Source organism: Paraburkholderia sediminicola, assembly GCF_046026675.1.
Taxonomy (GTDB): Bacteria; Pseudomonadota; Gammaproteobacteria; order Burkholderiales; family Burkholderiaceae; genus Paraburkholderia; species Paraburkholderia sediminicola_F.
On sequence record NZ_JAQQEY010000002.1, the window covers coordinates 4,055,968 to 4,080,190 of the forward strand.

Annotated in this window: 19 protein-coding genes; 5 read left to right on the forward strand and 14 right to left on the reverse strand. The window is 61.8% G+C overall.

Features of this window, described 5'->3' with window-relative positions:
- Positions 1–10: 10 nt before the first annotated feature.
- The 13 genes from PQQ86_RS37790 to PQQ86_RS37850 form a co-directional block, all read right to left on the reverse strand.
- Positions 11–2,770 carry a fimbria/pilus outer membrane usher protein gene (locus PQQ86_RS37790; protein WP_408279081.1) on the reverse strand — a complete coding sequence of 920 codons (2,760 nt, stop codon included), beginning with the start codon at positions 2,768–2,770 and terminating at the stop codon, positions 11–13.
- A 132-nt stretch (positions 2,771–2,902) separates the two neighbouring features.
- Positions 2,903–3,646: a fimbria/pilus periplasmic chaperone gene (locus tag PQQ86_RS37795; RefSeq protein WP_408279084.1), complete on the reverse strand. Its 744-nt coding sequence runs from the start codon at positions 3,644–3,646 to the stop codon at positions 2,903–2,905.
- Between the two features lie 78 nt (positions 3,647–3,724).
- Positions 3,725–4,291 (reverse strand): fimbrial protein, encoded by a 567-nt coding sequence (locus PQQ86_RS37800; protein ID WP_408279087.1) that lies wholly within the window; start codon positions 4,289–4,291, stop codon positions 3,725–3,727.
- A gap of 383 nt (positions 4,292–4,674) precedes the next feature.
- A complete protein-coding gene (locus tag PQQ86_RS37805) occupies positions 4,675–6,060 on the reverse strand; it encodes an MFS transporter (protein WP_408279090.1) in 1,386 nt (461 codons plus the stop codon).
- Between the two features lie 129 nt (positions 6,061–6,189).
- On the reverse strand, positions 6,190–7,629 hold the full coding sequence (locus PQQ86_RS37810; RefSeq protein ID WP_408279093.1) for an NAD-dependent succinate-semialdehyde dehydrogenase: 1,440 nt from the start codon (positions 7,627–7,629) through the stop codon (positions 6,190–6,192).
- A complete protein-coding gene (locus tag PQQ86_RS37815) occupies positions 7,626–8,663 on the reverse strand; it encodes an aldo/keto reductase (RefSeq protein WP_408279096.1) in 1,038 nt (345 codons plus the stop codon). Before PQQ86_RS37815 ends, PQQ86_RS37810 begins: the two co-directional genes overlap by 4 nt.
- Before the next feature lie 82 nt (positions 8,664–8,745).
- Positions 8,746–9,270, reverse strand: coding sequence for a formaldehyde-activating enzyme (gene fae, locus PQQ86_RS37820; RefSeq protein WP_175049670.1), 525 nt, complete (start codon positions 9,268–9,270; stop codon positions 8,746–8,748).
- 629 nt (positions 9,271–9,899) lie between these two features.
- A complete protein-coding gene (locus tag PQQ86_RS37825; protein WP_408279099.1) occupies positions 9,900–10,190 on the reverse strand; it encodes an H-NS histone family protein in 291 nt (96 codons plus the stop codon).
- Positions 10,191–10,359: 169 nt separating this feature from the next.
- Positions 10,360–11,559, reverse strand: a complete 1,200-nt coding sequence (locus PQQ86_RS37830; RefSeq protein WP_408279102.1) for a serine hydrolase domain-containing protein — start codon at positions 11,557–11,559, stop codon at positions 10,360–10,362.
- Between the two features lie 92 nt (positions 11,560–11,651).
- Entirely contained in the window at positions 11,652–11,855 is a 204-nt protein-coding gene (locus tag PQQ86_RS37835) for a hypothetical protein (RefSeq protein WP_408279105.1), read from the reverse strand.
- Positions 11,856–11,873: 18 nt separating this feature from the next.
- Complete coding sequence (locus PQQ86_RS37840) at positions 11,874–12,158, reverse strand: hypothetical protein (RefSeq protein WP_408279108.1); 285 nt, start codon at positions 12,156–12,158, stop codon at positions 11,874–11,876.
- Positions 12,159–12,374: 216 nt separating this feature from the next.
- Complete coding sequence (locus tag PQQ86_RS37845) at positions 12,375–12,635, reverse strand: hypothetical protein (RefSeq protein ID WP_408279110.1); 261 nt, start codon at positions 12,633–12,635, stop codon at positions 12,375–12,377.
- An 86-nt stretch (positions 12,636–12,721) separates the two neighbouring features.
- A complete protein-coding gene (locus PQQ86_RS37850) occupies positions 12,722–14,188 on the reverse strand; it encodes a sigma-54 interaction domain-containing protein (protein ID WP_408279114.1) in 1,467 nt (488 codons plus the stop codon).
- 314 nt (positions 14,189–14,502) lie between these two features.
- Between PQQ86_RS37850 and PQQ86_RS37855 the strand changes: the two genes are divergently transcribed.
- Positions 14,503–15,903, forward strand: a complete 1,401-nt coding sequence (locus PQQ86_RS37855) for a GntP family permease (RefSeq protein ID WP_169488037.1) — start codon at positions 14,503–14,505, stop codon at positions 15,901–15,903.
- A 174-nt stretch (positions 15,904–16,077) separates the two neighbouring features.
- Positions 16,078–16,479, forward strand: a complete 402-nt coding sequence (locus tag PQQ86_RS37860; protein WP_408279120.1) for a RidA family protein — start codon at positions 16,078–16,080, stop codon at positions 16,477–16,479.
- 44 nt (positions 16,480–16,523) lie between these two features.
- Here the strand turns inward: PQQ86_RS37860 and PQQ86_RS37865 are convergent, their stop codons facing one another.
- Positions 16,524–20,072: an ATP-binding protein gene (locus PQQ86_RS37865; RefSeq protein WP_408279123.1), complete on the reverse strand. Its 3,549-nt coding sequence runs from the start codon at positions 20,070–20,072 to the stop codon at positions 16,524–16,526.
- A 732-nt stretch (positions 20,073–20,804) separates the two neighbouring features.
- Between PQQ86_RS37865 and PQQ86_RS37870 the strand changes: the two genes are divergently transcribed.
- The 3 genes from PQQ86_RS37870 to PQQ86_RS37880 all read left to right on the forward strand — a co-directional run bounded on the left by PQQ86_RS37870 (position 20,805) and on the right by PQQ86_RS37880 (position 24,194).
- Positions 20,805–21,056 (forward strand): hypothetical protein, encoded by a 252-nt coding sequence (locus PQQ86_RS37870; RefSeq protein ID WP_408279126.1) that lies wholly within the window; start codon positions 20,805–20,807, stop codon positions 21,054–21,056.
- Positions 21,057–21,392: 336 nt separating this feature from the next.
- Positions 21,393–22,388 carry a DedA family protein/thiosulfate sulfurtransferase GlpE gene (locus PQQ86_RS37875; protein WP_408279129.1) on the forward strand — a complete coding sequence of 332 codons (996 nt, stop codon included), beginning with the start codon at positions 21,393–21,395 and terminating at the stop codon, positions 22,386–22,388.
- Positions 22,389–22,481: 93 nt separating this feature from the next.
- Positions 22,482–24,194, forward strand: coding sequence for an FAD-dependent oxidoreductase (locus PQQ86_RS37880; RefSeq protein ID WP_408279132.1), 1,713 nt, complete (start codon positions 22,482–22,484; stop codon positions 24,192–24,194).
- Positions 24,195–24,223: the final 29 nt, after the last annotated feature.

Genomic DNA, 24,223 nt, shown 5'->3' on the forward strand with positions numbered 1-24,223 from the left:
GATTACCTCTTTACTCGTAACTTGCATGATGGATCCCCGTTGCTACTCGCTTTAACTCGTCCATCGACTGGTCTGGCGCACCACCTACGCAATGCCCTTCCACCGCCATGTATGCCGCCCCCGCCTTACCCGTCGATTTCGGCAACACATAATCAATCCGACACTGCTCCGAAGCAGCCGAACCCCACTTCACGAACAACGCGCCCTTGTCTTCCAGGCCGCGCGCAAAAATCCGGCTGTCCTGCGCAACAACGCCAACAGTTTTACCGCTGCTATCCAACACATCCACACCAAACGGCAGCGCCTTGTCGCCCAATTGCGGCGCACGAATCAGCGCGGCGCGCCCGCTCACCGTCTTGTACTTGAGCATCACCACCGAGCCGAGACGCGGCACCGCCTGCTCCGAAGTCGATTCGAATTCGACGTCGGTCGACGTGCCCTTCGGATCGATATCGACAGTGTTCATGCCATACGGCGTGAGGTAAGGCACAACCGCATAGCCGCGGCTGTTGACCTTGACGCCCGGCGCGCTGGTCACGTTTGCGCCGACAGCACCCGGCGCGTCGACGATGCCGAACGTGTCGCCCACGGTCTGCGAGAACGTCACCCCGCCCGGATGCGCGACGACCGTCCCGCTAATGCCGGCTGACGCCTGGCTCGAATTCGAGCCGGCGCTGGCCGATGCCGTCATCTGCGCATACGGCGCGCGGTAGCTGCCGCTCACGCCCGTGTTTGCAGAACTGTTGCCGTTGCCGGCGCCGTAAGTGCCGTACGCGTTGTACGAGTACTGGTTGTTCTCGCCCAACGAACCACTCAGGTTCGCCTGCAGATTCGTGTTGCCGCTCGAGTTCGAGAGGTTCGTCGACAGCAGCGGTGCATGCTGGCTATGGCCAAGCGGAAGCGTCGTGCTGACCATGTACTGGTTCGACATCGATCCGTCCGCGTTGCGCGTGCGTCCAGCGGTAATGCTGTAGGTCCCATACTTGAAACTGTTGGTGTAACCGGCTTGATAGAACGTATCGCTGCCGCCCTGATTCCAGTACTGCTGCGCGGAAGCACTCAGGAACACCGTGCCGTGCTCCTTGAAATTCTGGTTGACCGTGACCTGGAAACGGTTGCGCTGGCGATAGACCGAATTCGTGTCGCCGCCGTGCATCGCGAGATCGCGCACGGATGCCGCATCCGCAAGATTCATGAAGCCTGCAGTCGAATAACGGTAGGCAGCGACCGAAATGTTCGTATCAGTCGGATCGATGAACTTGCTATAGCCGATGCGCAAGCTGGTGCCACGCATCGTGCTCTGGTTCGGCACCTGGGTCTGCGCGCCCGTCACGTCGGCGGAAAACGCGCCGACCTTCGTGTTAAGCGCGGCGCCGAGATCTGCTGCCACATAGCCGTTCGCGGCCACGCCGCCGCCGTAGGCCGTCACCATGTTCGTGAGACCGCGCTGCAACGTGAACTGCGCAAAATTCGGCTTCGTGTCGAGCGTCGAGTTACGCAATTCACCGGCCGTGACCGAAAACCGCGTGGTGCCCGGACGCAGCGACTGCGCAACTGCGGCATAAGGCACGGTAAAGGTCCTAGTGCGGCCGTCGGCTTCAGTGACGGTCACATCGAGGTTGCCGCCGTAGCCAGTCGCATACAGGTCGGTGATTTCGAACGGACCCGGCGACACGCTGGTTTCATAGATCACCTGGCCGTTCTGACGAACCGTCACACGCGCATTCGATTCCGCCGTGCCACGCACCACCGGTGCATAGCCGCGCAGCGATTCGGGTAGCATGCGGTCGTCGGTGGCAATCTGTGCGCCGCGGAACTGCACGCTGTCGAACACATCGCCCGTCGTGTAGCCGTCGCCCACTGTCACCTGCGATTTCAGCGCGGCAACGTCGTGTTGCAGATAGGTCGCGATATTGTCGAAACGCGTGCCTTGGCCCGTCGCCTGCGAGACCGACGATTGATGCCGGAAATGCCACGCGCCAATGTTCACGCCAGCGTTCAAGCCCAGATAGCTCTGCGTCGAGTGCATGCCCGAGCCATCGGTGCGATAAGTATTCGCGTTGTAGCTCACGAAACCCGCGTTCACGCCGTCTTGCCACATCTCGGGCGGCACATAGCCACGCGCGGCGTTGCGCATGAATTTCTGCGGCACGCTCAGCGTGAGCTTCTGTTCGGAAAAGTCGAAGTCGACGCTGGAGTCCGGCACCATGGCGGCCAGATCGACGCATTCGTCTGCATTGGCACCGACGCCTTGGTCGGACGGTTTGGTGGCAATCGCATCAGTAGTTGCGCCCGCGGCATCATGTGTGTCATTTGCGACGCCCGGTGCGGCTGCCGCATGTTCCTGCGCTGTCGCGCCGGCAACAGCACCAACCTTGGCAAAATCGACGCCGAGTGTTTCCAGCATCTGTCGACTGAAGCACGGACGCGCGCCTTTGTCTTCGCCACTGGCCACGAAACGAACATCCTGACGTGCCACACGAACATCGTTCACCCAGAGGTCGACGGAATACACGCCCGGCGACACCATGTTGCCGCGAGTGAAACGCGAGACGTCCACGGTTTGCTTCGGGTCGGTGCGCAAGAACGTCGTGTCGAACTGGACAGCGGTATTGGTTTTATCGGTTTCAGCTGCATCCACGCTCGCCGACTGGGCACCACCCAGCGCCGCGAACACCGACAGTACAACCGCGGCGACGGGGCTCAAGCCGAACGGACCAGAGGATTCACTGGTGCGAGCATGTGACTGATGACGAGGTGAGAGTTTCATGATCTAACTGACTTCCAATGTCTGCGACAGGCGTGCGTCGTCCCCGTGCGTTGCCTGTGCAACACACGCCGTGGTCGAGAAGGGGTTGAGCTATGGGCGGAGGCTGTCGCCCGACCGACAAGCGGGTGCGGTCTATTGGCCGAGCGTCGCGTCGCCGTTGAGGGCGCCGCCGTAATCACTGATTGCGGTGTAGTGAACCTTTGCGCCTGCCGGTACGCCATTCATCTTTGCGACAGGCAATACAACCGATGCGCGTGGCGCAACCATGCCGCCCTGTTCGTTCTTAAAGGTATGGCCACCGCTTTCGACATCGACTTCGCTAAACGACACGTAGTACGGCGTTGGATTCGACACGCTCACGGCTTCGCCCTTGCCATCCGGCGATGCAACTACTTTCCAGCTCAATTGCGCCGGTGCATCTTCAGGTTTGCCAGGCAATTTGGCCGGACGCACAAACACCTTGATGCGCGTGCGATAGGCCAATTGAAGCGAGTTGGCGTCGGCCGTGCCGTTTGCCTTCGGCGGAATGTCGAGCACGTTGAGCCAGTAAACCGATTCGCGATCCTGCGGCAATGCTTCGCCGCTGTACATCACGCGCAGCGTCTGCGCTTTCTTCGGGTCCATGCGGAAAATCGGCGGCGTAATCACGAACGGCACCTTGATCTCGCCGGGTTTCGCATCCGCGTTGCCGTCGTCCATCCATACCTGTACGAGCGAGGGATTGTGGCTATCGTTATCCAGCTTGACTGTGACTTCGCGCTGCTCGAGCGGATACACCACTCGCGTGCCACCGATCGTCACGCTTGCATGTGCGCTGCCAGCGAGTAGCGCACATGCAAAACCGATCCCCATCGTCATTTTTTTCAGCAACTTCATCACAATCACCTTTGAAAATAATCTCGAAAAATGGCCGTCAAAAAGGCGTTCGCCGAAGCGAACGCCCAGGCTTATTGCTTACTGATACTGCATCGTGTATTGCACAGACGTGTTCACTGCGCCCGGCGTTGCCTTGCCCGTGGCGTAGTACTGCGCGAAGTACTTCAGATTCGCGCTGCCCCCGTTGATCGTCGCGCTATTGGCCGACATATCGTTGTTCAAGCCGGTCGTGACGTTGATCGGTTGCAGCGAAGCGTTAAGCAGGCGAACTTCCACATTCGACGCCGGGCCGGACACAGCCTGGTTCGTCAGATAGCCCGTGGTCTGGTCGACGGTCGAGCCGTTTTCGAAGGCGGCGATCGCCTTGGTAGCCGCACCCGAGCAGCCGCTCAATGCGAGCGTGATGTCGGTCGGGCTCGAAGTACCGGCAACTGCGCCTTGCGCGGCCAGCGTGCCTGCAGAAACCGTCGGCAGAACAACTGCGAGGTCAGCGGGCGAACCCGATGCCGTGCCGTTGATCGAGCACGTGGTGTCTGAGACGGTCCCGGTGAAGGTAATCGTGCCGTCCGCCGCTTCGGCGCCGAACGATGCGAGGCCCAACAGTCCGCCGGTTGCGATCGCGATTGCGGGGAGGATTGATTTCATGTTTGCTGCTCCAGTGAGTTAAGAAATTGATTGAATCAACGGCGAATCGATATTCGGTAAGACTCGCCATTTGCCCCTGGGCGCTCCAATGTTCTACGCCGGGAAAATGGCGGTCTTTGCTTCGAATCATTGGCCTATCGTTCAGGCGCAAACCAATATTAAGATTCGGGATGGCGCGAGTACCTAGGACAATTCTGATTTGAGTAGGACTTCCCCTACAGCACATGAGATGTTTCTGACGGATGGGTTTTGGACAGAGGTAATGAATAGGACTATTCTGAAAAAATCTTGGAGAGGGACCGAATTCAGGTTGGGGGGCCCAAATAGAAGAACCCGCCGCACCGTTGCCAGTGCGGCGGGTTTTATGGAGATGCGGGAACGCGTTACGCGCCGCTAGCTTCGTTCAACGTCAAGTGCTTTGTCTCGGGCGCCCAGGCGATCGACACCACCATACCGATCAGCAGTACGACGGCAAGCACCATCATCGTCGCGTGGAAACCCAGGTGGAGGATGCCGAGCGGCAGCAGAAACGTACCGACGGCAGAACCGAGACGGCTGCACGCGATCGCAAGCCCAACACCGCACGCGCGCACTTCCGTGGGAAAACACTCGGGCGGAAACACGCCGACCAGATTCGAGAACGCCGACATCGTCAGAGTGAAGATCGCGAATGCGACGATCATCGCGAGCGTCGCCGACTCCGGCAGCAAGCTCAACGCAACCAGCGACGCACACGTCACCGCGAACGAGCCGATCAGAAACATGCGACGCGACAACTTGATCGTGAGCCAGATGCCGATCAGCGCGCCAAGCACGAGGAAGCTGTTCAGCAGTAAGTCCGCGCCCGAGCCGTCATTCAAATGAATCGCCTTCAGAATGGTCGGCAGGAATGTGTAGATCGCAAAGTACGGAATCACGAGACACACAAAGAACGCGCAGTTGAAAACCGTTCTGCGGATCAGATCCTTCTTGAACAGGCGCATGAAACCGCCATGCGTTTGCGCATGCTCATCGTCGCCGCCATCGAGCGTCACGTTCGGGCCGAAATGCTTGAGCACGATCGCCCTGGCTTCGGCAACGCGCCCCTTGCCGTGCAGCCAACGCGGCGACTCCGGCGTGCCCATGCGCAACACCAGCACAATCAGCGCCGGAATGCCCGCCGACGCAAGCAGCCACCGCCACGCATCGGGTGACGCATCGGCATAGTGCATACCGAGCACGTTTGCCGCTACATAGCCGATGGTCCACACCACGCTGAACGAACCGAGCAAGGTGCCGCGATGTTTGCGCGGCGAGAATTCGGCGAGGATCGCATGTCCAACCGCGAAATCGCCGCCCATGCCGAAGCCGATCAACACCCGCAGCAAACACAACTCGAACGGCGAACTCGCGTAGAACTGCGCGAACGCCGCTGCAGTGATGATCAGGAAGCTCAACAGAAAGATCTTCTGCCGTCCCAGACGATCCGACAACCAGCCGAACACGAGGCTACCGACAAAGATGCCCATCAGCGCGGAACTGCCGATCATGCCCATCCAGAACGCGTCGAGCGGCATCTGGCGATTCAGCGACGCCAGCGCATAGCCGATCGTGCCGAGTGCGAAGCCTTCAGTGAAGTGCGCGCCGAACGTCAGCCCGGCAATCTTGATGTGGAACGCGTTCAGCGGAACGTCGTCGAGAGAAATGGGGCCGTGCGCCGGTGCCGCGGCGGCGGACGGCAAAGTGGGGGCGAGGCCGAGAGGGGCGGCCCGGAGTTCCTGATTGCTCACGCTGTCTCCTTCGTTGTGTGGACAACCCTTGCGCGACCGGCGTGTGACCGGCTTTTTGTGCGCAGGGCTGCATCGTCCACCTCGCCTACGTGCGGCGCGAGGCGGACGCGTAAACGCTCGATGCGGGGGCTAGCGGCCGAGGCCGCCCATCATCATGTATTTCAGTTCGGTGTATTCATCGAGGCCGTATTTCGAGCCTTCGCGGCCGAGTCCGGATTGCTTGACGCCACCGAACGGCGCGACTTCGGTGGACAGAATCCCTTCGTTGATGCCAACCATGCCGCTTTCCAGCGCTTCGGCAACGCGCCAGGCGCGTGCGAGATCGCGTGTATAGAAATAGGCGGAGAGGCCAAACGGCGTGTCGTTGGCGGCAGCGATGGCTTCGTCTTCCGTCTTGAAGCGGAAGCACGCTGCCACCGGACCAAAGGTTTCCTCCTCGGCAATCAGCATCGACTTCGATGCATCGACCAGCACCGTCGGTTCATAGAACGTGCAGCCAAGCGCATGCGGCTTGCCGCCGGTCAGCACCTTCGCGCCTCTTTTCAGCGCATCGGCGACATGCGTTTCCACTTTCTTCAGTGCCGCCGCATTGATCAGCGGGCCTTGCTCGACCTCGCCTTGCAACGCATTGCCCACGCGCATTTTTCGCACGGCTTTGGTCAGCGCCTGCGTGAACGCATCGTAGACACCGTCCTGCACGTAGAAGCGATTCACACACACGCAGGTCTGCCCGGTGTTGCGGAATTTCGAGGCCATGGCGCCTTGGACAGCCGCGTCGATATCGGCATCGTCGAAAACGATGAACGGTGCGTTACCGCCCAGTTCCAACGACAGCTTCTTCAACGTGTCCGCGGACTGCTTCGCGAGTAGCTTGCCCACTCGCGTCGATCCGGTGAACGACAGCTTGCGCACGACTTCCGACTCAGTCAGCACACCGCCGATCGCCACCGCGTCGCCGGAGACAATATTGAATACGCCGGGCGGAACGCCGGCCTTCTCCGCCAGCACGGCGAGTGCGAACGCGGAAAGCGGTGTCTCCTCCGAGGGTTTCAGCACCATCGTGCAGCCTGCCGCGAGAGCGGGCCCGGCCTTGCGCGTGATCATCGCGAGCGGAAAATTCCATGGTGTGATCGCCGCGACCACGCCGACCGGCTCACGCGTCACAATGATCTTCGCGTTCGGGTTCGGGCTGGGAATCACGTCGCCATAGCCGCGCTTGGCCTCTTCCGCGAACCATTCGAAAAAGCTCGCCGCATAGCCGACCTCGCCACGCGCTTCAGCCAACGGCTTGCCTTGTTCGAGGGTCAGCAACTCGGCCAGCGCATCCCGGTGTTCCAGCATCAACTCGCCCCAGCGCCTTACACGTGCGCCGCGCTCCTTCGCCGTCATCGCGCGCCACGCGGGAAAGGCCCGCCCGGCTGCGGCGACGGCCTGCGTCGTTTCCGCCGCGCCGCCCTTCGCCACCTGTGCAATGACTTCACCGGTCGCGGGATTCAGCACGGGGTAGGTACTGGCGCTGTCGTACCACTCACCACCAATGTAATGTCCGGTTCGAAGAAACTCGTTCATGCTGCCTTCTCCAGGTTCTCGACGAACGTGCCTTGCGCAAGCCGCGCTTCACGAGCGATGCGTTTGCCCGCGGTGTAGTCGTTGATCAGATCGCACGGCGTGTAGTTGCGTTCGAGTTCGAACAGTTCGTCGGCACTGAGCTTCGTGCCGAGCGCGGCAAGCGCGCTATCGAATTGCGCGGGTGTGTCCGCACCGACCAGCATGCTGACAACGCCGCCATGGTTCAGCACCCACGCCTGCGCGATCTGCGCAGCCGACACGCCACGCCGCGCCGCCACGCGCGCCACCGAAGCAGCAATCTCACGAGATGCCGTATCGCCGTACATTTGCGCAGTGAAGAAATCGGTCTGGTTACGCGTCGAGTTCGGATCGCAGGTGAGCAGACCACGCGCCAGCGGACTGAACACCGACACGCCGACGCCCTGATCCAGGCAATATGGAATCATCTCGCGCTCTTCCTCGCGGTAGGCCAGGTTCAACTGCAGTTGCATGTTGATGGGTTTGTGCCAGCCGTTGCGCTCGCAGACCTGCATGATCTTCGCGAACTGCCACGTGTACATCGTCGATACGCCGATATAACGAGCCTTGCCCGCGCACACGATATCGTTCAGCGCGCCCATGGTTTCTTCGACCGGCGTGTTCACGTCGAAAAAATGCAGCATGTAGATATCGATGTAATCCATACCCAGGCGCGTGAGCGATGCATCGATGCCGTCCATGATGTGCTTGCGTGAATGGCCGCCGGCGTTCTGATACGTGCCCATGTCGTAGCCGACCTTGGTCGTCACGACAATCTCTTCACGCCGCGCAATGCGCTTCAGAATGCGGCCCACCACTTCTTCACCCACGCCGGTCGAATAGAAATCGGCGAGGTCGATGAAATTGACGCCGGCTTCCAGCGCGTGGCGCACGATCGGCTCGCTCTGCGCTTCGTCGAAGATCCACGGCTTCCATTGCGGCGTGCCCATGTTCATCGTGCCGAGGCACAAACGCGAAACCTTCAGACCCGAGTGGCCGAGGCGAATATATTCCATAGTGCTTGTCTCCTTCCTGATCACGTTCAGTAGCGCACGCAGCAGCGCGCCCCTCACGGCGCGCGAACTGCGTTACGTGTGATTAGCGTTGTTTGGGGGTGTAGAACGGATTCGATACGTCGCGCGCGGCGGCGAACACTTCATCGCGATGCGGCAGACCCTTCATAGCCGCGAGAATTGCGTTCTTGCACGCGCGGTAGTTGTTCTCGAAGACGGCGTCGAGATCGTCGGTGGCCGGATTGACCCAATTCGCGGACACCACCACCCAATCGTTCTCCGCTTCGGGCGGCAACGTGCCGTTCTCCAGCGATTCGGCCACGGCTCTCGCGATGCCGGCCTGCGAAGCACCCCACGTCGCGTTGCCATGGAAGTCGCTGCCGATCTGCGCCTTGTTCACATAGAGCGTCAACGGCTTGGTCGGCACACCCGGTCGCGCGATCACGACAAACGGCGCGTGCCCCGCTGAAGGCGTCGCCAATGCCGTAGCGAAGGCCTGCCCTGCGGGGCCGTTGCGCGGGCCGACCAATACGTTGATATGCGCGAGATTGACGCCGGGGCCTTCGAATCCTTCGCCGATAAAGAGTTGTTTGTCCGTCGATACGCTCATGGTCTTTCCGTCGAGGGTGAGTGGATGACCGATTGTGCTGCGCGGTCTTCGCGACCATGTATCGATGAGTTTTGATCCGGGGTATGAGGCGAACTCATCTCCGGGTTTGCCCGGGCGCATCAGGCAGCACATTGGATGGCGCGCAGAGTCGCGCACACGGACGAGCACAAAGGTGAGACTTTTCGGGACTCGCGATGGCGAGCCTCGAATCGAGACGAAAGGTGAACGCACAGAAGGCCACACACGCACCAACGGCGCGAGGTTCAGCAGCGTTGCAAAGTCCGCGGAAAAGACCGTATGAGAATCGAACGATGGACTACGCGATTCTTCGCATAGCCAGGGAACGCCCGCCAGCAAAGGCTGGTGCGGGTTTCGAGAAGGTTGTGACACCACGAGGGACAGCCGGGGTGATCGCACCGCAAGGTGCGTCATCCGACAAAAACCAGGGTCACCGAAACAACGCATCCTGGTGCGAGGCGCCTCGCGAAACCCACGGCGCGCGCTGCAAGCTCACGCGAAAGGTGAGCGTTTTCGGGACCCTCTCAGCGGTGCGAGAAAAACCCGACGCAACTTCACTTCAGAAAAATTCGGCACGTTGCGAGCGCAAGCGCCATGGTACGAAACGTACTTTAGCCTTCGATCAGAAAGCGCTCGCGATTCTTGCCGGCGAGCCAGCCAGGCGAACGGCCACGGCCGCTCCACGTCTCGCCGGTTTTTGGGTTGCGGTACTTGGCTACCGAAGGCGCTTTGCGTACCGCAGCGCGCTTGCCCGTAAAACCCAGCTCTTCCGCGGTCAGATCGTACTCGACGACCTTCTGCTTGATCTCGGCAATCGCCTGCGCGATTTCCTTTTCGCGCGCCACCGCGACTTCCTTATGGAGCTTTTCGAGCTGAGCAGTCAACTGTTTATATGAGGCCATGGCGGGTACTCCGATCGATTTGACGAACTGCAGTGCGGACACTATCAGATGAATAAAGTGCCGGATAGAGCGGCCCGCGCAGGGCGGCCCGCGCACGACGGTCCGCTCAGAGTGCACCCTGACTGACCGCCGTTCAAGGCCGCCCGCTCAACTGCTGCAGGCCACGCACTCAATCGTCAATTGCATCGTACACGCGGCGCTCGAAATCGACCGACATTGGGAAGGGTTCGACAGCACGCCGCTGAATCAGCATCAGACCGATCAGGTCCTCCACCGGATCGGCGAACCAGCTCGTGCCATACGCACCCGGCCAACCGAACGAACCCATCGAGCGATAGCCGAGCGGCAACTGCTGCGCCGGGTCGTCGACGATGGACAAGCCGAGGCCGAAGCCCTGGCCGGCCCACAGCACATGACCGAACGCCGGCACGCGCCGCTGGTCGCGGGTCAGAAAATTCGAGCGCATCAAATCGACCGAGCGATGCGACAGCAGACGTGTCGAGCCGACGCGTCCACGCCCTAGCAACAGTTGCGCGAACTGCAGATAGTCCTGCGCTGTCGAGACAAGGCCACCGCCGCCGCTCTGGAACCGGTCGGGATTCGCCCAGCGGCTCGCCGACGGATGATCTTCGACCACGCGCCGCCGCGTGCCCGCCTCGACGCCATACGCCGTCGCCAAACGCGTGAGTTGCGCGTCAGGCACCCAGAACGCCGTATCGCGCATGCCGAGCGGTTCGAAAATCCGCGTCCGGAAGAAGTCACCGAGCCGCATGCCGCTGACGCGCTCGATCAGCACGCCGAGGACGTCGGTCGCGATGCCGTAATGCCAGCGCGAGCCGGGCTGAAACATCAACGGCAAGCTGGCTATACGCCCCAGCCACGCGCTGGCATCCCCGCGCGCTTCAATGCCGTTGAAGGCCGCCGCGTACGCTTCGGCCAACGGTCCGGTGGCGGTGAAGTGATAAGCAAAGCCGGCCCGATGCGTAAGCAGATCGAGCACGGTAAGTGGCGCTCTGACCGGATGGGTTTCGTCGAGTGGGCCAGTGGGGTCGCGCAACACGGATGGCGCAGCCAGCTCCGGCAGCCACAATGAGATTGGCGTGTCGAGCGCAAGCCGATCCTCTTCGATCAGCATCAGGATCGCCGCACTCGTCACCGGTTTGGTCATCGACGCGATGCGAAACAGCGTGTCGCGCTCCATGGGCAATTGCGCCGCTTCATCGCGCAGGCCGAGTGGCTCGAAGTAGCCGATTTCACCGCGCCGCCAGACCAGCGAAACGACCCCCGCCACTTCGCCGCGTTCCACATAGCCTTGCATGGCGTTCGTGAGCGCCGTCAGCCGGGTGGCTGAAAGTCCTGCTGGTTGCATGCTCCTCCTGAATTCTTAGGTGTTACGTTCCCTAATTTCTGCCGGAAACGTTACCCGATCAGACGGTACACGTCACCCTCCACCATGAACAGTTACGCTTTCTGCCGGTTCTCCAGTGCGGCGAGGGCCGCATTGAGCCGTTTGACGCGACTAGCCTGCGCCGGCACCAGTGCCGCCCCGGACACCGAATTAATGCGGCCGCGCCAGTACGACAGCGGGATGCGGTCTTCAGCGGAAATATGCGTGATTACATTTTCAAGGTGTTCGATATCTTTTTCGAGTTGGAGGTGATTCATTGCTTTCCCCGGAATAACTCATTGAACCAGTTTAAAAGCATAAAGCGTGCCCCGATTACTCCAGAAGCTCCGTTGAAACGGAAAATTTTTCTGAAGCTGATAATTCGGGTCGCCGCAAAACCGGCAAAACCTGCAAATTGTTTTTGATTGTGAGCCGGCCAGATGAGGATACTGCGGCGAAACTTCGCGTTCCGTTAGATGCCGCACCGACTTGGCTTGACGGCGGAAATTGAGCGCTTTTTTATCAGCGCAAGCGGTAAAAATAATAATCTCGAAGCGGTTCGATAAATATTCATTGCGCATCGTGACCGTTTCAGCAAATGCACATTAGAGCCAGATATTTATGACGGTCATATGTTTTTTGCATGACGCCGCTCGCCGCATGGCCGATTTGGTCTGGTTATACGAGATATGCGAAGCGAGGGGGACAAAGACAGCCCGCCGTCATGGCCGAGCGGCGGGATCAAGGAAGGAAAGCGTCAATCGCGGGCATCACGCCAGCCATCGGCCGGCGTGGCGTCATTTCGCCCGGCAGGCGTAAATCAGACTGAGCGTACCGTTGTCGCTGGACTGGCGCACGACGTCGAAAGCGCCGCCGCACGCCGCGTTTGCCTGCTGCGAGCAGGAGTCCGAGCCGGCCGGACATTGGACCAGCGTAGTTGGGCGGCCGTCCGACAGAAACAGCGGCGCGCTGCTGCTGCAACTGCTCAGCATGGCGATTGCGGGAAGCGCCAGCGCGGCACAGGCACCGCGCGCGAAAGAGGAGAGACTGCGTTTCATTTGAAACCCCGATCACGTCTTGTTTTTCGATCACGCGATTGTGCCACGCGGCAATTGCACTGCGTCACGCGATGTCGCCGACTTCGTCACACCTCGATGCCGTATGCCGCGATCTTCTTGTAGAGCGTCGCGCGGCCCATGCCGATCTGCATGGCCGTCTCGATTACGCGACCGCCGTTGGCGCGCAAGGCGTCGCCGAGGAAGCGCTTTTCGAACGCGGCCATGGCGTCGCTCCACGACATGGCTTCGGGCGCCTCCGCGGTGGCGTCTGAAGCGTGCGCTTCAGAGCCAGTGGATACAAGCAGACGATGTCCGCTTTGCGCCGGACCGATGAACGGCGCCAGCGCACGCGCATCGATGCGCTCACTGTCCGAGAGCACCACTGCCCGCTCCAGCGTATTGCGCAGCTCGCGCACATTGCCGGGCCACCCGTACGAACACAGCAGCCGCAATGCATCGTCTTGCAATTCGAAGTGACTGGCGCCGCGCGCTTGCGCCGACAGGTCCTCAAGCATCGCGTAAGCAAGCGCTTCGATATCGGACGAACGCTCGCGCAGTGCCGGCGCCTGGATCGTCAACACATTCAGCCGATAGAACAGGTCCGCGCGAAAACGTCCCGCCGCGACCAGCGCCGGCAAATCGGCCGAGGTCGCGGCGATGATCCGCACGTCCGCGCGCACGATCCGGTTCGAGCCAAGCGGCTCGAACTCCTTGTCCTGCAGCACACGCAACAGTTTGCCCTGCAAAGGCAGTGGCATGTCGCCGATTTCGTCGAGAAACAGTGTGCCGCCGTTCGCAAGTTCGAATTTGCCGACCCGTCCTTTCCGGTCGGCGCCGGTATAGGCGCCGGGCGCGGCGCCGAAGAATTCGACTTCGAGCAAGGTGTCCGGAATCGCCGCCACGTTGACGGTCACGAGCGGCCAATTCGCCCGCGCCGATCCACCGTGAATGGCATGCGCCAACAGTTCCTTGCCCGTGCCGGTTTCGCCGAGCAACAGCACCGGCGACTCGAGTTGCGCGGCGCGACGCGCCTGGCGCTTCACTTCGAGACTGGCCGCGCTCGTGCCGACAAAACTGCCGAACGTGTACTTCGCCCGTCTTGCCTGTGCGAGCGACTGGCGCGTCGCGATCAACTCTTCCTGCACGCGCGAATAGTGGGAAAAAAGCGGCGTGAGCGCCTTCAGTTCATCGAACAACGCGAAACCTACCGCGCCGACCGTTTCACCCGCGTCGTCTTTCAACGGCAGCCGCGTCACGACAAGCGGCTCGCGGCCCGTTTCGAGGATGTCGAGCAGAATCGGTTTGCCGGTTTTCACGACCTCGCGCATCAGGCTGTTGGGAATCACCTCCTCGCAGTCCCGGCCGATCGCCTGCTCCGGGTCCGAAAAACCGAAGCGCGCCGCGTAGCGCTTGTTGATCCAGACGACGCGCGCCTCGGCGTCGACAATGAAGGTGCCTTCGCTGAAGTTTTCGAACGTGCGGAAGAGCGAATCCATCGCCCGGCGGAGTACGTCACCGTAGGTGGCAGGAAGGCCCGCCCAGTCGTTCATCATGGTGTCGCTGTCTCCGGCTATCGTTTTTATTTATGCTTGTCTCATTTCGTAGACAAGCATATCTCATCGATGAGATCGATAAGAAGCTTTCCACATAAGGGTTTAACCTCAATTCAGCCTGTGTTCGGAGGATTTGCGTCCCGTTTTAGAGACGTTTGGGTACAATCGGCCGCATCACGTTTCGAACTTCGGCCTGTGAAATCAACGGACAGGCCGTTGCGGCGTGCGTGGCATGGAATCTGCATTTGCGGGCGCCGGGCCGTCGCACTCATCGGGACGGCGTACACGTAGAACAACCAAGCTTTGGAGACTCAATGTCCTTTGTTATCGTCCTCGCCGCGCTGGCGTTTCTGATGTTTGCCGCGTATCGCGGCTACAGCGTCATTCTGTTCGCGCCGATCGCCGCCCTCGGCGCGGTGCTGCTGACCGATCCGGGCGCCGTCGCGCCGGTGTTCTCCGGCATCTTCATGGAGAAGATGGTCGGCTTCGTGAAGCTTTATTTCCCCGTCTTTCTGCTGGGCGCGGTGTTCGGTAAGGTCATCGAACTCTCCGGTTTCTCGGAGTCGATCGTGGCCGCGGCCATCCGTTATATCGGCCGCTCGCGTGCGAATGCGGTGATCGTCGCGGTGTGCGCGCTGCTCACTTATGGTGGTGTCTCGCTGTTCGTGGTGGTGTTCGCGGTGTATCCGTTCGCGGCCGAGCTGTACCGTCAGAGCAATATTCCGAAACGCCTGATGCCTGGTGCGATCGCGCTCGGCGCGTTCTCGTTCACGATGGATTCGCTGCCGGGCACGCCGCAGATCCAGAACATCATCCCGACCACCTTCTTCAAGACGACCTCCTGGGCCGCTCCCACGCTTGGCGTGATCGGCTCGCTGTTCATCATCGTGGTCGGTCTCACGTATCTGGAATGGCGCCGCCGCGCGGCAATGGCGACGGGCGAAGGCTATGGCACGGATCTCGTCAATGAGCCGGAGCGCGTCGAATCGAAGCAACTGCCGCATCCGTTGCTCGCGGTTGCGCCGCTGGTTCTGGTCGGCGTAGCGAACTTCCTGCTGACGCGCTGGATCCCGAACTGGTACGGCGCGTCGTACACCATCGCACCGGATATCCTGCCGGGCATCCATGCACCGGTCACGACGACGATCAAGAGCGTGGTCGCGATCTGGGCCGTCGAAGGCGCGCTGCTGCTCGGTATCGTGATGGTCGTAGTGACGGCGTTCGGCCGCGTGCGCGAGCGTTTTGCGGTCGGCACCAAGGCCGCGGTGGCGGGCGCGTTGCTGGCTTCGTTGAATACGGCGTCGGAATATGGCTTTGGCGGCGTGATCGCGGCCTTGCCCGGCTTCCTCGTGGTCAGCGACGCGCTGAAAAGCATTCCGAATCCGCTCGTGAATGCGGCCGTCTCGGTGAGTTCGCTGGCGGGTATCACGGGTTCGGCATCGGGCGGTATGAGCATTGCGCTCGCGGCCATGTCCGATACGTTCATCAAGGGTGCGGAAGCCGCGCATATTCCGATGGAAGTGTTGCACCGTGTCGTCGCCATGGCGAGCGGCGGCATGGACACGCTGCCGCATAATGGCGCGGTGATTACGCTGCTGGCGGTAACTGGTTTGACGCATCGTCAGTCGTATCGCGATATTTTCGCGGTGACAGTCATCAAGACGATGGCGGTGTTCTTTGTGATCGCGGTGTATTACATGACCGGGCTGGTTTAACGGCGCGCGGCACATGGCATCCGCGGCCCGACAGACGGCCGCGGCTCACCGCTGAAACTTGAGTACTTGAGTACCGGCAAGCGGGTAAAACAAGCAGCGGTGCGGGCAAACTGCCGACGTCAAAATTTTGATCGGTTAACCTAGCCCGACCGACCCTCCACGCCGACTACCCCCATGAGCCCATCCCCCGCCTTCTGGATGATCCCGTCCGCCCCGACCCCAGTCGGACCGTTCTCGCATGCCACCGAAGCCGACGGATGGGTGTTCCTCACCGGCCAGATGCCGACCTCGCCCACCGACGATGCCGCGCTGCTGCCGGAAGGCGTCGTTGCGCAGACTAAACGGGTGATGGACAACCTCGTGCTCGTATTGGAAGGCGTCGGCTTGGGGCTGAAACACGTGGTCGCCGTACGCATCTTCCTGACGGAGTTCAAACGCGACTACGCGGCCATGAACGAGACTTACCGCGCCTATTTCCCCGCCGATGCGCTGCCTACCAGAACCTGCATCGGTGTCACCGCGCTCGCGCGCGACGCGCTGGTCGAAATCGACTTCATCGCGAAGCGGCCTGAATAATCTCGCGGCGACGGCTGTATTGACGTCAATTGCCGCTGCACACGTCAATGCATCGACGCTTCATCCAGCCCGAATCGATCGCATACCGCCTCGTGCAGCGAGATCGCGCGTTCGTCCATCTCGGTTGTCCAGCTCGCGCTGTTCTCACAGAGCCGCTGCAGCTCACGGCATTGTTGCGAGAACTGCCGCTCCTGCACGACGAGGAACGCGCCGCCGGCGCTATGCGCCCAGGCGCCCAATGCCTCCCGGTCTTCCTGTTCGACAATCGCCAGCAGCCTCGGCAGATCGTTCTGCAAGTGCTCCTTGAGCATCGCCGTGTAACGTGCCTTATCGTCCGCGCTGAGCGTATCAACGGGGTCCGCGGCTGCGCTGACCGCAACCGGTGTCGCCGGAGCCGGCTCTGTCTGCACACCTGATGCTGCCGTCGTTCCTGCCGCCGTCGCCGGCTGCGGCCTCGCCGATGTCACCGCGAGCAAGGCTGCCTCCAGTTCGCCCAGCGACGCCGGCTTCGCGATATAACCGGTAAAGCCGCGCTCCCGCCAGCCAGCCTGCTGCTGATTGTCGGTGACGGCGCTAAAGGCCAGCACCGGCACATCCGCATGCGCTTTGCGCAATGCCGCTAGCAACGCGTATCCATCCATGACCGGCATGTGGATATCGCTGAGCACAACCTCAAAGTGCCCCTGTTCAAATGCCGCCAGCGCTTGCCGTCCGTCGCCGGCGATCGTCGGCAGGCAGCCAAGCACGCCGAGCTGCTCAGCAACCAAGGTCTGAATCAGCGGGTTGTCTTCGGCCACCAGGACTGTCAGACCCCGCAGCGCTGGATCGGACGCGAGCGGTCCTGGAAGCGTGGGGTCGGCGGGCGACGACGCGGCCCGGTCAGCGGCCGCTGCGCCCTCGGCTGCAAGCTCAACCGCGTCCAGAATCGCCACATGGCTGAACTCACTGGCCTCGAACACGCCGTCGCTGCGCACAGCCGGACGATGTGGGCCATGCCGCGTGATCCACACGGAGCTGACAGGCTGTATCGCCCGCATTTCGGCAATAGCATCGACCCCATACTCACCCGTAAACATCATCACATCCGGCCGGTTCACGCGCAGCCAGGCCTGCCCACTACGCAACGACATCACTGCATGGTCAACCCAGCCCGCCCGGCGCAGCCATTCGCCGAGCAACTGCCCCGATTCGCGCTCCCGACACAGCACCAGTACCGTGCCCCGGCGGGCCGGTTCGACAACCGGCTCGCGCTGCTCTTCGGGCGACAGCGCAAGCGGTATCGACACGGTGAATGCGCTGCCCACCCCCAGCACGCTCTCGACCGAGATATGGCCGCCCATCAACTCGCAGAGTCGCGCGCAAATCGACAGACCGAGGCCCGTGCCGCCGTAGCGGCTCGACGTACTCGCCTCGCCCTGCTCGAACGGATTGAAGATGCGCGCCACCAGCGCCGGATCCATGCCGATCCCTGAATCGTAGACACGGCAGATCAGAACCGGGCGGCCCTGCAGATCGTTGTGCACCTCTGCGTTCAGCACGATCTTGCCGCACGTCGTGAATTTAAATGCGTTGCTCAGCAGGTTGTTGACGATCTGCGCGATCCGCGTGCGATCGCCACGCACCACCTGGTCGAGCGTCTGCGCCAGATGCGAATAAAAGCGGATCGTGCGATCCGTCGTCATTGGCACGTAGGAGAGCGCGATATTTTCAAAATCATCGATGGGCCGGAACGCCTCGATCTGCAGCTTCATCTCACCGGCATCGATCTTCGAAAAGTCGAGGATGTCATTGACGATGTGGCGCAACGCGTCAGCCGCCACGCCTAGCACGGTCAGCCGTTGCGTGTGTGCTTCAAGCCCCGGCGTTCGCGCGAACAGTTCAAGGTTGCCGAGCAACGCGTTCAACGGCGTACGGATTTCGTGGCTCATCGACGCGAAGAAATTGGAGCGCGCGCGCATCGTCGTTTCCGCGGCCTGCCGGGCGAGCCGCAGTTGCTGTTCGAGCGCGTGCTGCGCGGTCACGTCGAGAATCGCGCAGAACAGCACGTCCTCTCCTGCGTAGCGCGCGGGCGCGTAGGTGAACTGGAGAAACCGATTGCCCGCGGCGGCGCTTGAGTCCGCCTGCGCAGGAACCTCGCTTTGCGGTTGAGACAGTAAGCCCTGCGGCGGTTGCGCCGCCACGACAAACGCTGCGATCTTCGCAAACGTCGTGACAGAAGGTCTGTCCGGCGCCTGAGCAAGCAATTCGCTGACAATGTGCGGCGGCAGACGATCGCTGCCGGATTCGATCTGCAGCAAGTCGGCGGCAAGCGCATTGGCTGTGAGGATCGAATAGTCGCTTTGCCGGGCGATGCATAAACCAACCGGCGTCGCGTTGACCAGAATGTGGTTGATGGTTTCGCTCTCGAGCGCACGAGACGTCTCCGCAAAGCTGCTGCGCAACAGACGCAAGCCCCAGAAGCGGGCCGTCAGCGCGATCGCCAGCAGGACCAGCAGCGTGAGGCAGGTAAGCACGATCAGTTGCTCGCTGAGCGCGCCGGCCAGCGAGCGCCACGAGATATAACCGACCGCCGTGCCGAACCCGGGTATGAGCGGCTCGCTCAGAACCGCGCCGCCGCGCGTAAAGCGATACGCATCAGACGGCGTAAGCGCAACGGCGTCTTGCAGCATTTTTGCGGTTTGCCCGTCGATGGGCGGCGACGACACAATCACACGGTGGTCCACCGTCATCAGCAGCAGCGCGCCCTCGGCAGCGGGCCGGGCGAGAAGCGCGGAAAGCGCGTCCAGCGGAATGCTCATGGTGACCAGCGTCACCGGCGTGTCGCCCGCATAGTAGGCACTCACAGCCGAGATCACGGGAATGCCCTGCAGCGGGTCGCGATACGGACCGAGCCAGATATGCTCGCCCTTGCCCGGCACGCGCTTGCCAGTTTGCCGCTTGATTTCGCGTTCGAGGCTCTCGCGCAGTGTTTTGATGACCGCCGGCTGCAGTGACGGAGTATCCGCGATGTTGGCGGTGCTTCCGGCAGGCGGGTGAGCGAGGGAAGGCAGAATGGCGGCGTAGTCTTCATTCAACCCGAGCAGCAGCGCACGCTGCTGGACCTCGAAGGCCTGCTGGGTCACCAGCGTGGACTGCGCTGCTTCATACAGGCGCCATAGTTTCGCGCCGAACTCCGGTCCCCACGCGGTACGCGTTGCTTCGCCAACCAGCAGGTCGAATTGCGCGCCGATCCTGTCGACGGTGCCGCGCGCGGCACCCGTCAGCAAGATCGACTGCTCGACGCCGTCAGGCACGCGCAACACGTTGTCAGTGCCGTGATAGTAGTCGAGCGTGAAGTCCGCGCGCCGCAAGAACGACTCTTCCCGATGCAGGAGCAGCGAGACGTCAGTGGCGTTCTGGGTGGCCAGGACGCGCCGGTAGTCGAGTTGTTTGTCCGCGGCGAGCACGGCCAACAGCAGCGCGAAAATCACCACGATCAGCATCAGTGACGCGATGGTCGCCAGATACACCCGCTGCTGACGCTTCGCGTTCTGCGCGAGCGAAGCGAACGCTTGGGCCAATGACTCCTGCGTACGGTCGAGGATCTTCTGCATCAGCTCGCTGAAGTAGCGTGATTCGCGCAGGCAGACCGCTGCTGTTTCGAGGGGCGAATTGCGTCTGCAGCCCTGATAACGGCGCAGTGTAGCGCTTTTGCAAGCTACGCGCGACGCATCTGGCACCGGTTTTCAAGGGCTACCCGGCACGCATGAATCAGCCCTGCATTAACGGCTCAGCGCCAGATAAACCTGCTCGGAATCGCACACGAGGCGCAAGAGGCGCACGAACCTGAGCAGGAAGAATTGACATTGATCTGATAGATCGGCGTTACTCCCACCTCGACAGTCCAGAATTGACGCATCAGGATGCAAACGTCAGCGCCCAATTAGTTGTAAGGGCAGGCTGACCCGAGTAACAACGGCGTTTAGCAGCCCGTCCCTTCAAGGACGGGCTATTTTTTTGCGGCGTGTTTCTCTCGTTGCGCCGGTGTCTAACCGATGCGCGCGTCAGCACCGTGACAGCCGGGGAGAAGGACTGCACCGTCACGGGGCACGAAAAATGCATCCGTCGGCGCGGAGAGTCGCGTTAAACTTGGTTGTCACAGTCGGGCGTCATGGCTCGCATTGCCCGGCGGGCCTCGCCAGCCATTGGCCAATGCGGCGCAGCGCGGCGTTCCGGCAAGCAGATAGGTGGCGGGCGGATTTCCCACGTGTGAGCGCCGTGCGACAGACGGCGCGCCAACCTGCCCGTACAATGGTTCGATCAACAACGGAACAAGGACAACCTCGATGCGCACTACCGGGTCCTCCGGGTCAATGGCCCTGCTCACCGAATACGACGACGCAACGGCGCGCGAACTCCGCTCGCTGCGCCTCGAATCGACAGAAGACGGCAAAGGCATTCTTCTGGTCGAGATCGATGAGCGCAAGCCAGGCATTCACCGCGAAGTGCGCTACGAAATCACGCCCGCCGAGCTGATTGCGGCCATTCGCGCGCATGGCGCGGAATTGCCGGGCGAACAGCACAACCATCGTCAATAAAGCTGCCACCTACGGTATTACGCTTACGCGCGAATGCCGTGCGCAGTTTCTGCAACACCGCCTTTGGTTTGCGTACCGAATAACGGCCTACGGGCATCCGTAGGCCGTTATTCATCGTTCGCTTGCCGCGAAAGCTTCAATCCGTTCGTTTTGTTCCATTCGCGCTTCTATTCCGCGCCTTTAACCCGCGGGCAAACCACGGTCGCGCTTTTAACACGCTAATAACCGCATGCATTTCCGGACATTTGCACGTCTTGAAAATGCGTCCATAATCCTTACATACCCCGTTGCTTTCCCTACCTGCGCCGCGCCCGAAAGGGCCGCGGATGTAAGCCGATGCTACATGATCTCGTCGAGCAATATGGACCGGCGCTCGTCTTCGTCAACGTGCTGGCCGCCTCGCTCGGGCTGCCGGTGCCGGCGATGCCGTCGCTCGTGCTGTTCGGGGCGATGGCGGCCATGCATCCCGGCTCCGTGGGCACGCAACTGATGCCGGTCCTGGTGTTGTCGATCTTCGCCACCCTGATCGGCGACAGCGCCTGGTATCTCGCCGGCCGTATGTACGGCGGCAACACGCTGAAAACGATCTGCCGTCTTTCGCTGTCGCGCGACACCTGCGTAAAAAAGACCGAACGCTTTTTCGGCCGCTGGGGTGTGCGTGTGCTGGCGGTGGCGAAGTTCGTGCCGGGCCTGTCGATCGTGTCGATTCCGATGGCCGGCGCGATGGGCACGCGCTACCGCACGTTTCTCACTTACGACAGCATCGGCGCCGCCTTGTGGTCGGGTACCGGTTTGATCATCGGCGCGCTGTTCGCCCGGCAGATCGACATGCTGTTCGCCATGGCCGGTCGCTTGGGGCGCACGGCCGCGCTGGTGGCCGTCGCGTTGCTGCTGGTGTATGCGGCCTATCGCTGGATTCGCCGGCGCCAGCTGATTTCCAAGCTCGCGACCCAGCGGATGGAAATCGAGGAGCTGGCGGCGCTGGTCGCGTCCGGCAAAACGCCGGTACTGTTCGATATCCGCTCGCAGGAAAAGCGCGCACTCGACCCGTTCGTGATTCCGGGTTCGCAATTCGCCGACGAGCGGCAGCTCGAGGAGATCGTCGCAACCTACCCGCACGATCAGAAGGTAGTGATTTACTGTTCGTGCCCGAATGAAATATCCGCGGCATGGATGGCCAAACAGATGAACGAAGCCGGCTTCGCCGACGTGCTGCCGTTACGCGGCGGTATGGAAGCCTGGCGCGACTCGGGCAAAGCGGTGGACGCGCTGCCCGGTATGCCGCCGCCCGATGTGGCGGTCGGCGACGAAATCGCGCCAAAGGCCGTGTAGCGCAGCAGCGCGTTCATATCGGCGCCCTTGTGCGCCCGCGCCGCTTCGCCCCCCGTGTCGATCATTCAGGATGAACACAGAAGGAGCGGTTCAATGCTGTCGACTCAAGAAGTTGAAGGGCAACAGGCCGTCGTCGCCGACGCGCCGTTTTCGTCGCTTGCGACGCGCATGCATCAGATGTTCCCCGAACTCACGTGCGCGGAAATCGATCGTCTGCGCCGGTTCGGCGAAGTGGGCCACTGGGAAGCTGGTGAGCTGCTGTTCGAGACCGGCTATACCGGCCCAGGCATGTTCGTGCTGCTGGAAGGGCGCGTGAAGGTGTATCAGCGCGATGGCATCGGCCGCGAGGTTCTGATTGCGGAGCATGGCGCAAAGCATTTCCTCGCGGAAGTCGGTCAGCTGTCCGGGCGGCCCGCGCTGGTCAACGGCATGGCGGTCACCTCGGTCGACGCTTTGCTGATCCCGCCGGACAAGCTGCGCGCGTTGATCGTCGCCGAGGCCGAACTGGGCGAACGCATCATGCGGGCGCTGATTCTGCGGCGCGTGTCGCTAATCGAAAAGGGCGCGGGTGGCCCGATCCTGATTGGCAACAGCAGCGACGCACGGCTCGTCATGCTGCAAGGCTTCCTGTCGCGTAACGGCCATCCTCACTCGGTTATCGACGAGCGCGACGAAGACGCGCTGCGCCTGATCGAGCAATTCGCCGCGCAGAAGGAAGACATGCCGCTGGTGATCTGCCCGGACGGCTCGGTGCTGCGTCATCCGAGCATGCCGGAACTCGCCACCTGCCTCGGCTTGCTGCCCGATCTCGACGATTCGCATGTGTACGACGTCGCGATCGTCGGTGCTGGCCCGGCCGGCCTCGCTACGGCCGTGTACGCGGCGTCCGAAGGACTCTCAGTCATCGTGCTAGACAGCCGCGCGCCAGGCGGCCAGGCGGGCGCCAGTTCGCGGATCGAAAACTATCTCGGCTTTCCGACCGGCATCTCCGGCCAGGCACTGGCGGGCCGCGCGTTCGTCCAGGCGCAGAAATTCGGCGCGCACGTGGCGATTCCGGTCCACGTCAAGGCGCTGCATTGCGCGGAATCGCCGTACCGGCTGGAACTCAAGTGCGGCGGCAAGATCACGGCTCGTACCATCGTGATCGCGAGCGGCGCGGTCTATCGGCGCCCCGCGCTCGAAGGGCTCGACCGTTTCGATGGGCGTGGCGTCTACTACTGGGCGTCGCCGGTCGAGGCCAAGCTATGCAAACGCCAGGAGATCGTACTGGTGGGCGGCGGCAATTCGGCGGGCCAGGCGATCGTCTATCTGGCGACGCACGCGGCCAAGGTCCATGTGCTGATCCGCCGGGGCGGTTTTGAAGCCACTATGTCGCGCTATCTGATCGACCGCATCCGTTCGCTGCCGAATGTCTTCGTGCATCCGCACTCGGAAGTCGGCCGGCTCGAGGCAGACGACATCGGGTTGGCATCGGTCGTGTTGAAGAAGCCGCTACCGGACGGCACTGCAAGCCTCGATACGCGCCATCTGTTCCTGTTCACCGGCGCTGATCCGAATACCGACTGGCTGCGCACCTGCGGCGTGGAACTGGACGACAAGGGCTTCGTGCTGACCGGCGCCGGCGTGGACGGCGCCTCAGTCTGCGATCTCGCTACAACTGTCGAAGGCGTGTATGCGATCGGCGACGCGCGCGCCGGGTCGACGAAACGCGTCGCGGCGGCGGTTGGAGAAGGTGCGGCGGTGGTCGCGCAGATCCACCAGCTGCTGGCCGTTTCAGCGGGGGAAGCGGTCGCTTTGGGGGCCTGAGCGGCCTCCCGGGGTAATCTGCTGTTACA